At 67.7% G+C, this 8,468-nt stretch carries 8 protein-coding genes and 1 pseudogene; 2 read left to right on the plus strand and 7 right to left on the minus strand.

What is annotated here, in order from left to right; translation table 11 throughout:
- Positions 1-41 precede the first annotated feature (41 nt).
- Positions 42-926 carry a universal stress protein gene (locus A5706_RS02335; RefSeq protein ID WP_068126646.1) on the plus strand — a complete coding sequence of 295 codons (885 nt, stop codon included), beginning with the start codon at positions 42-44 and terminating at the stop codon, positions 924-926.
- Between the two features lie 78 nt (positions 927-1,004).
- On the opposite strand, the gene A5706_RS02340 is transcribed toward A5706_RS02335, so the two are convergent.
- From A5706_RS02340 to A5706_RS02350, 3 genes are read right to left on the minus strand one after another with little or no spacing between them, the layout of a single operon-like run.
- On the minus strand, positions 1,005-2,531 hold the full coding sequence (locus tag A5706_RS02340) for a bifunctional 3-(3-hydroxy-phenyl)propionate/3-hydroxycinnamic acid hydroxylase (RefSeq protein WP_068126648.1): 1,527 nt from the start codon (positions 2,529-2,531) through the stop codon (positions 1,005-1,007).
- On the minus strand, positions 2,528-3,478 hold the full coding sequence (locus tag A5706_RS02345) for a fumarylacetoacetate hydrolase family protein (RefSeq protein WP_068126650.1): 951 nt from the start codon (positions 3,476-3,478) through the stop codon (positions 2,528-2,530). The genes A5706_RS02340 and A5706_RS02345 overlap by 4 nt, the downstream gene beginning before the upstream one ends.
- Positions 3,475-4,605 carry a VOC family protein gene (locus A5706_RS02350; RefSeq protein ID WP_068126662.1) on the minus strand — a complete coding sequence of 377 codons (1,131 nt, stop codon included), beginning with the start codon at positions 4,603-4,605 and terminating at the stop codon, positions 3,475-3,477. Before A5706_RS02350 ends, A5706_RS02345 begins: the two co-directional genes overlap by 4 nt.
- Before the next feature lie 107 nt (positions 4,606-4,712).
- Here A5706_RS02350 and A5706_RS02355 point away from each other — a divergent pair, with 107 nt between their 5' ends.
- A complete protein-coding gene (locus A5706_RS02355; protein ID WP_068126664.1) occupies positions 4,713-5,357 on the plus strand; it encodes a TetR/AcrR family transcriptional regulator in 645 nt (214 codons plus the stop codon).
- Here the strand turns inward: A5706_RS02355 and A5706_RS02360 are convergent.
- The 4 genes and pseudogenes from A5706_RS02360 to A5706_RS02375 all read right to left on the minus strand — a co-directional run.
- Positions 5,354-5,575 (minus strand): hypothetical protein, encoded by a 222-nt coding sequence (locus A5706_RS02360; protein ID WP_068126652.1) that lies wholly within the window; start codon positions 5,573-5,575, stop codon positions 5,354-5,356. The two genes, A5706_RS02355 and A5706_RS02360, sit on opposite strands and share 4 nt — an antisense overlap.
- A 123-nt stretch (positions 5,576-5,698) precedes the next feature.
- On the minus strand, positions 5,699-6,196 hold the full coding sequence (locus tag A5706_RS02365; protein WP_068126654.1) for a type II toxin-antitoxin system Phd/YefM family antitoxin: 498 nt from the start codon (positions 6,194-6,196) through the stop codon (positions 5,699-5,701).
- 254 nt (positions 6,197-6,450) lie between these two features.
- Positions 6,451-8,001 (minus strand): MCE family protein, encoded by a 1,551-nt coding sequence (locus A5706_RS02370; protein ID WP_068126655.1) that lies wholly within the window; start codon positions 7,999-8,001, stop codon positions 6,451-6,453.
- Positions 7,995-8,468: pseudogene (locus A5706_RS02375) on the minus strand (mammalian cell entry protein); the annotation flags it as partial. The gene A5706_RS02370 and the pseudogene A5706_RS02375, both read right to left, overlap by 7 nt.

Genomic DNA, 8,468 nt, shown 5'->3' on the forward strand with positions numbered 1-8,468 from the left:
CGCCTCCCGATAGCGTCGCTGGTGACGAAGGGAGAACCAAAGTGTCTGAATCCGTGAAACGTCTGGGCATCGTCGTCGCGGTCGACGGCTCGCCCGCAGCGAACACCGCCGCGTGCTGGGCGGCACGCGAGGCGACGATGAGAAAGGTTCCGCTGACCGTCGTCCACGCGGTGGTGACGCCCACCGCGACCTGGCCGCCGGTCCCGTACCCCGAGTCCCTGGCGGTACGGCTGGAGGACGACGGCAAGAAGGCCATCATGCACGCCATGAAGATCGCCGAGGACGCGATGCCGGAGGACGGAAAGGTCGCCATCGGCCGGGAATTGGTATACGCCGCCCCGGCGACCACGCTGATCGAAATGTCCGATGACGCGGAAATGGTCGTTGTGGGCACCTCCGGACGAGGCTTGTTGGCCCGCGGCGTGCTCGGTTCGGTCAGCTCGACCGTGGTGCGGCATGCCAGTTGTCCGGTGGCGGTCATCCGTGACGAGGAGCTACCCCGCCAGGACGCTCCCGTCCTGGTGGGCATCGACGGCTCTCGGACGTCCGAACACGCGACGGAGTTGGCGTTCGACGAGGCCTCTCGTCGGGGCGTTGACCTGGTCGCGTTGCACGCATGGAGTGACGTCACGACCGAGGTGCCGTTCTTGGATTGGGCGACCGTGGAGGAGGAGGGGCAGCGCAGCCTCGGCGAAGCCCTGGCGGGCTGGGGAGAACGCTATCCGGACGTGACGGTCCGGCGCGTGATCGTGCGCGACCGGCCGGCGCACCACCTCATCGAAGCGGCGGAATCCGCGCAGCTTGTCGTCGTGGGCAGCCACGGCCGAGGCGGTCTCACGGGGGTGCTGCTGGGCTCCGTAAGCAACACGCTCCTGCACTCGGTTCGCATTCCGGTGATCGTCGCCAAGCCGGCACCGGCAGCCTAGCCGCCCCTTCTGCCGCGACCAGACGCTGAATCGCACGCTGAAGCCGTTCCGCGTGCGATTCTGCGTCTGCTCGGCAGTTCAGCCGGCGTGCAGGACGGTGGCGGCCCACGCACATATCGCCGCCTGGTCGCGGCCCGCGCGCATAACGGTCCGGTCCGGTCGCACCAACGCCGCGGTGGCTCGGCCACCGCGCAGCCACGAGTCGAGCTCGCCGCCGGGCTCGGCAACCACGACGGCGACGCCTCGGCGCCCGAGGAGCGCTTGCTCCTCGACGCCGGGGAGACTCGTGGTGATCAGTGCGAACCCGGTGCCGACGACGTCGTCGAGACGCTGACCGTTGGGCAGCAACGGGTTCGGGCACAGGGTGCCGGCGAGCTGGCCCGGCCGGCGGGATTTGCGCACCAGCGCGGAAGCCCGCAGCGGCGGGGTGGTCGAGTCGACCACCTTGTCGCGCAGGCCGGGGATCAGCCGCAGCCTGGGTAGCACCAGGCGACGCACGAGATCGCCGGCGCGGCCGCCGCCGGTCATCGCCCAGCCGACGCCCAGCGCGAGGTGGATCATGTGCCGGGTATGCGGCTTGCGTTCCTGCTCATAGGAATCGAGAACGCTTGCATCGAGGGTGCCATTACCGACCGCGGCGATCTTCCAGGCCAGGTTGGCGGCGTCCCGCATTCCGGCGCACAAGCCCTGCCCGATGAACGGGGGAGTGAGATGCGCCGCGTCACCGAGGATGAAGACGTTGCCGCGGCGCCACCGATCCGCGATCTGCGCCCGGAACGTGTACTCCGTGACCCGCAAGAGCGTCATCTCGGAGTCGGCAACCTCGGCGATCCAGGACGCGATCAATGGTCGCAATGACTCCAACGTGCCGAACTGCTCGGCGCTTTCGCCGTCCAGCAATCGGAACTCCCACCGGTAGCGGCCCGCTCCGATGCGCATGTAGGTCCCGGCGCGCACCGGGTCGCACACCTGGTGGACGCCGTCCCATTGGTGCAGGTCGGAGTCGCTGGCGATGTCGACTACGAGCCACCGCTGCTCAAACTTCAAATCCCGCATGGCCGAGCCAATTTCGGTGCGTACGATGCTCCTGGCGCCGTCGCAGCCCAACACGTAGTCTGCGTCGACGTGGTGCACCCGGCCGTCGGTTATGTCCGTGAACGTGACTCGGGCTCCCTGTCCGCTGTCGCTCACTGCGGTGACCTCGACGTTCCCCCGCAACTGGGCGTTCGGATACCGCTTGAGGTTCGCGCGCAGCAGCGCCTCGAACTCCGGTTGGTCGAACATGTTGGCCTGCGGGAAACCGTTCCGGCTTTGGGAGGGTTGGCGGTGGAACTCGCCGAGCACGCGGAATCGGTTGTCCACCAAGCGCAATCCGAGGGTGGGCCGCGAAATCGTGGCGAACTCGTCGGCCATGCCGAGCCGTGCGATGACGCGATAAATCTCGTCGTCCAAGTGCACGGCGCGCGGTTGCGGGTACACGTCGGGCCAGCGGTCGAGGAGAAGGCTGTCCACCCCGCCCTGCGCCAGCATGGTGGCGGCCGTGATCCCGGTCGGTCCGGCGCCGACGATCACCACCGGAACATGCGGAACAACGTTGTCGCTCATTTGAACCGAACCTCGTTGCGCTGTGCGCCGAGGTCGATCGCCCCGTCGTCGGTGGCCACCGAAGCCTCCACGACGTCGCCGTCGTTGAGGTAGTTGCGGTTGCCGGCCTGACCCTTGAAGAACATCTTCCATTTCACGGCGGGCGGCAACAGGTTCGAGATGATCTGCACGGGCTTCGGCGGGGCGCTGAGCGCGGTGCCGACCGGGGTGCCGGTGAGCACCAGGTCGCCGGGAGCGAGTTCCTGAAACTGGGTGAGCGATTGCAGCGCTTCCAGCGGCCGATACAGCATGTCGCCCTCGACGAGCGCGTTTTGCCGCTCCTGGCCGTTGACGCTCAGCCGCAGCCGCAGGTCGCCGAACCGGTTGAGCTCGTCGGCGGTCAGCAGCACCAGCTCCGGACCGACCGGCGTGAACGTCGGGTACGACTTGGCCTCGTAGAACTGGGTTTGGGGAAGCTGGATGTCGCGCGCGGAGACATCGTTCGTCACCACCAGCCCCGCGATGAATTCGGCGAGGTTGTCCTCGGAAATGGTTGTGCCGATAGGGACTTCGCGGCCGATGACGAGCCCGATCTCCACCTCGTAGTCGAGGAGCCTGACGTGGGGGGGTTTGACGATCTCGTCGAACGGACCGGTGATCGACGCCGACGCCTTGCGGAAGAAGGTCAGCGGAATGGACGCCGGGTCCATGCCGGCATCCTTAACGTGCGACGCGAAGTTGGTCATCTGCGCGATCACCCGGCACGGACGGGTGACGGGGGAGACCAATGCCAGGCTGTCCAGCGCGACGGGTTCGCCGCCGGTGGCGGCGGCCGCGATGGCGGCGCGGTCGGCCAGCAGGGCCCCGGTGGTGGTGGCGGCGGTGTCGATCTTCACCGCGCCGTCGGGGGTCTTGAGCCACCAGGCGTTACCGGATTCAGAGGCGGTGTGCAGCACGGAAATTGTCATGAGGTGGGTACTTTCAGTAGGCCGGCGAGGCGGTTGACATCGAATTCGTTGCGTGCGCGTAGCGCGGTGATCATCGAAACCAGTTCGTGGCGAGCACCTTTCAGGTCCGTTCCGAGGAAGTCTTTGGTCGCCGGCGGCCCCCACTGGGCCAGTCCGGACGCGGTGAAGGGTGCCCATCCCGGGTCCAGGGTGTTGTCGAAGAGGTCGCCGTCGGCGAAGTGCTCGACCAGGAATCCGTCGGGATCGCGCCAGTAGTCGAAGATTTGACTGCCCTGGATGTGCCTGCCGATTCCCCAGGATCGGACATAGCCACGGTCCTTGAGGTACTCGCCGCCGGCGGCCAGCGCGTCGAGGTCGCTGACCTGGTAGGCCGAGTGCACGTAACGGTTGGCCGGCCCGAGCGCCAGCGCCAGCGTGTGGTGATCGGCGGGGGTCGATCCTAGATCGCAGCGGATGAAGCTCATGGTCGGTCCGCGGCGGCGCTGGCCCGGGAAGTACAGAAAGTCGCTGACGATCATCCCCAGGTTGTCGAGGTACCAGTTCAGCGTCTCGAGATACTTCGTCGACTGCAGCACCAGGTGCCCCAGCCGCTCGATGCGTGCGGGCACGCGCGGGGGGCGCTGACCGGCGTTGGTCCGCCGCGCGCCGCATCCGAAGTTGAAAGCGTGGACCGGCTGGCCGGGCAGCGCGGGCAGCTCGTGCATGCCGGCGACGACGCGCACCTGCGTGCCGCTGGGATCGACCAGGTCGGCCGACAGGCCGCCGATGGTCTCCGGCAGCGCCCGCACGGGAGCACCGGAATTGTCGGCGAGCCGCAGCACGTCGGCCTCGTCGCAGGCCCGGAAGGCCACGCCGGTGAAGCGCGTGCGCGGGCCCCGGCGCAGGATCACGCACGGGCCGCCCGCGCGGGTGCCGCGCAGGTGTAGTTCGTCGGGATCGTTCCGCGCGGTCTGGAAGCCAAAGGCCCGGGCGAACGCCTCGGCGCGGGTCAGGTCGGGTTTGTCGAACTCCAACCAGGCGATGTCGGCGACCTTGATCACCGGATTGCTGGACCGGCCCGGGTGTTCGCCGCGCAGCGCGCCTTTGTCGCTGTGCAGATTTCGGTGGGGGTTTTTCGTCAGGTTCATCGCCATCTCCAAAGGTAACTGACGAAATCGTCACATACTCGTGGCGCGCCGTCAAGGCCTATCTGACGAAATCTTCAAAAGTGATGCATACTCCTAACATGAGCGCGATGCCCGAAGCCCAGGACCAGCCCAGCCGCTTGGAACGGCGCAAACAGCGCACCAGGGCGGCGCTGATCGGCGCAGCCCAGCGCCTGATAGCCGAGGGCAAGACCAACGTGCCGGTCCTCGAGATCACCCAGGCGGCCGACGTGGGGATGGGATCCTTCTACAACCACTTCGAGAGCAAGGAGCAGCTGTTCGAGGCCGCGGTCGCCGAAGTGCTCGACGCGCACGGAGCGCTGTTGGACCGGTTGACCGAGTCGATCGACGACCCGGCGGAAACCTTTGCCACCAGCTTCCGGTTGATCGGCCGGCTATTCCGCCGGCGGCCGCGCGAAAGCGACATCCTGCTGGCCAACGGGCTGGCGCTGCTCGCGTCCGATCGGGGCCTGGCCCCGCGGGCGCTGCGCGATATCAGGGCCGGCGTCGACGCGGGGAGGTTCACGGTCGACGACCCCGAACTCGCCCTCTTCATGGCGGGCGGCGCCCTACTCGGGCTGGGAAAGCTGTTGCGGGACAACCCGGATCGCGACGACGCACGGGCCGCCGACAGCGTGACGGAAAGTGTTCTGCGTCTGTTCGGGCTCGGCGCCGAGGACGCCCGCGCGGTGTGCCAACGCCCGCTGCCCGAGGACGCGCTCGTCGAGGCCTAGCGGTTTCGGGTGTCGGTCGACCACAGGTTCGCGCAGCCCGGGCATTGCAGGTTGACCACCGTCGCGCGGTTGCTCAGCAGGTACTGCCAGTGGTTGCCGCAGTTGCGCCGGCTCCGGCACTCCGAGCACTTGTCGCGGCCCCAGCCGCAATTCGGGCAGGGCAGCCAGGCGCGGCGAGACGCATCGGCGTGTGGGTGAAACGGGAACCTAACCGGCATAGTAAGTAAGCCTTCCTATCTAAATCGGTTAGGGTAGCCTACCCACATTGGCGACGGCAAAACGCGCCGCCAATTGCCGATCAGATAAGAGGCAGCCCGGCCTGATAGGGGGCGGGGCGGCGATCAGGCCCCTTTGCGCGCGTCGTCCCCGGCGGCCGACACGATGTGGGCCACCAGCTTGCCGCCGCGGACGACCTCAATCGTCTGGCCCGCCGCGACCTTGTCGAAATAGCGTCCCGCGCGCTTACGCAGCTCGTCCAGCTCGATCCGGCGGCCAGCGTCCGCCGGCGGCGGGGTTGTCGCGCCGTCTGCGGCCGACACGATTCGGGCCAATATCCGCCCGCCGCGGACGACGTAGACCGTCTCGCCGGCCGCGACCCGGTCGAAGCACCGCCCGGCACGGGTTCGCAATTCCTCGAGCCCGACCCAGCCGCCCGCGTCGGAGGCCGGGGCTTTGACGGATCGCGCTGGGATCGGAGCCACCCTCCAGTCGCCGACCGGCAGGATTCGCGCCACCAGCTTGCCGCGACGGACGACATCGATCGCCTCTCCGGCGGCAACCCGCTCGAGATATGCGCGCGCGTCACTCCGGAGCTGACCCAGGCCAATCACTTCCGGCATTTCGCTCCGATCTCCGACCCGCACCGACCTGGAGCGTGATGAATGCGCCAACCCGACGAAGCCCTAGTATATGACTGTACGTGCGGTCAGTGTCAATGGCCCGGTCAGGACACTGAAGCGGCACGGAGGAGCCGCGTGACGCGTCACCGCGCGAACGGGTGCGGTTATCTGGGGGAGGACGACCCTCCGGTCGCCCAGAACCGTGAGGTACAGCCAAAAGCGGTGCAGATCAAGGGCATTCACCGTATGCTCGCTCAGCGGGGCGGCGTCAGCATGTCCTTCCACCCGTCGTCGCCGGTTTTGGTCGAATTCTCGACCGCGTACTTCACGCCGTCGGGGCCCACAAATTCGCCGCTCTGCGGGCTATACACGGCCGCGGGAGGGCCGCCCGGGGTGTACACGCAGGGGTTCGGCTGCTGCCCGTTGCATTGGACGGTGCCCGAGCCTGGGCGCTGCAACGGATCGCTGACGGGGGGCGGTGTCCCCGGAACCCGGTCGGAGGGCGCGGGATTCATGCCGTTGTTGACGGACGGCGCGGGTATCACCAGGCCCGGCTTGACCGGCTGATCACAGCGCGCCGCGGGCGCGGGGCAGGTCAGGATCTGGTTGGGGTCGCCGTACCAGGGGTTGGTGCCAGCAGGGACGTACGGCTTGGAATCGCGACATTCCCGCGGCGTCGCGGCGCGTTTGCCCGGCACATCGACACACGGCAGATTGCGCGCCCCGCGCACGGCGTTGGCTGGCGCGTCCTGCGGGATCTTGCAATAGGTTCCGGACGGCATCGGCGCCAGGCTGGTGTCCGCCGGCGAGCGCCACTGCGGTGCCGGGAGGAACCCGGTCAGACACGGCGGCGGCTGATTGATCGTCAGCGAGGTGCCGAGCGATGCGTAGCCCGGGAACGGCGTCGTCACGGTCTGGCCTTCCGAGGCGCCCTGCGGGTAGGAGACGAGCAATTGCTCGACGCCCTTGTGGTAGCGCTTGAGCATGTCCAGCACGATCTCGAGATTCGCCAGCGTCTGCGGCAGCGATTCGCGGACGTCGCCGAACACCGCGTTGACCTGATCGGCGGTCGGCGCGCCCTGCGTGAGGATGCTTTGCACGTGCTGGTCGTTTTCCGCGCTCTGCGCGGCGAGGATGTCCAGGTTGTGCGACCACCACTCGATCGAGTCACCCGAGTTGACCTGGCTGTCGATGATCGGCCCGGAGTTTTGGATGATGTCGTTGACGTCACCGATGTTGGTCTTGAAATCCCCGGCGATCGCCTGGGTCGCGTCGACCAGTCGTTGCAGCGCGGGCCCCAATCCACCTACGGCTTGGGCGGTTTCGTCAAGCAGCGAGGAGATCTTGTCCTTGGGTAGCGCGGCCAGCCCGCGGTTCGCGGCGTCCAGCGCCGGACCGATGTCGGTGGGTATGGTGCCCTTGGTGATGGTCTGTCCCGGCTGGAAGTACTTGCCCGGGTTGCCGAGCGACACCAGATCTATGTACTGCTCACCGACCGCCGACACCGAATGCACGTTCGCCGTCGCGTCGATCGGGATCTTGAAGCGGTTGGCGATGCTCATGGTCACCCGCGCGCCCGACTTGGTCGGCTCGACGTCGGTCACCCTGCCGATGGTTTCGCCGCGGTAAGCCACGTTGGCCGTCTCGTACAGACCGCCCGAGGCCGGCAGGTCCGCGTGCAGCGTGTACTGGCCGATCCCCGCCGCGGTGGGAATCCGCAGGTAGTACCCGCCGAGCGCGACCGCGGTCACGAGGCTCAGGAGGGCGAACAGGATCAGCTGACGCTTGATGAAGGGGGTCAGCATTGGCCTCGGTCCGCCCTTTCCACCAGCGGCCCGCCCGGGGCGTCGTTCGGGTTCGGCGTGTAGCGGACGTCGGGGATCATCGTTTCGGGGTCGCGGCCCCACGATTGCTCGAGCGCGCGCAGCGCTCCGGAGAATCCGGTCCCGGTCAGGATCGCGTTGTCGACGGAGCTCATGGTCAGGTCGAGCGTCAGCGACAGGTTGAAGTAGTCGCCGCGGAACGACTTCGGAACGGCGTCGACGTCGAACGGCCGCACCAGGATCAGCTTCAGCGCGCGGATCAGATAGGGGGCGCCACGGCCCAGTTCCCGCAACGGGCATTGCAGCGCCAGCAGGTCCTGGTGCAGGTCGCCCCGGGAGGCGGACAGGTATTGGTCGGCGACCTGGCTGAGTCGGCCGGTCGCGTCGACCGCGTTGATCAAGAGGTTTTGCTTGTCGGCGAAATGCTTGAGCAGGGGCGGGAATTCGGT

This window comes from Mycobacterium sp. E796 (assembly GCF_001672815.1).
Taxonomy (GTDB): domain Bacteria; phylum Actinomycetota; class Actinomycetes; order Mycobacteriales; family Mycobacteriaceae; genus Mycobacterium.

What these genes read in the sequence shown, in the direction of transcription:
- A5706_RS02360 (WP_068126652.1), bottom strand. Translation starts at nt 5,575, where the DNA reads ATGCCGGTTAGGTTCCCGTTTCACCCACACGCCGATGCGTCTCGCCGC.
- A5706_RS02355 (WP_068126664.1), top strand. Translation starts at nt 4,713, where the DNA reads ATGCCCGAAGCCCAGGACCAGCCCAGCCGCTTGGAACGGCGCAAACAG.
- A5706_RS02370 (WP_068126655.1), bottom strand. Translation starts at nt 8,001, where the DNA reads ATGCTGACCCCCTTCATCAAGCGTCAGCTGATCCTGTTCGCCCTCCTG.
- A5706_RS02365 (WP_068126654.1), bottom strand. Translation starts at nt 6,196, where the DNA reads ATGCCGGAAGTGATTGGCCTGGGTCAGCTCCGGAGTGACGCGCGCGCA.
- A5706_RS02345 (WP_068126650.1), bottom strand. Translation starts at nt 3,478, where the DNA reads ATGACAATTTCCGTGCTGCACACCGCCTCTGAATCCGGTAACGCCTGG.
- A5706_RS02350 (WP_068126662.1), bottom strand. Translation starts at nt 4,605, where the DNA reads ATGAACCTGACGAAAAACCCCCACCGAAATCTGCACAGCGACAAAGGC.
- A5706_RS02340 (WP_068126648.1), bottom strand. Translation starts at nt 2,531, where the DNA reads ATGAGCGACAACGTTGTTCCGCATGTTCCGGTGGTGATCGTCGGCGCC.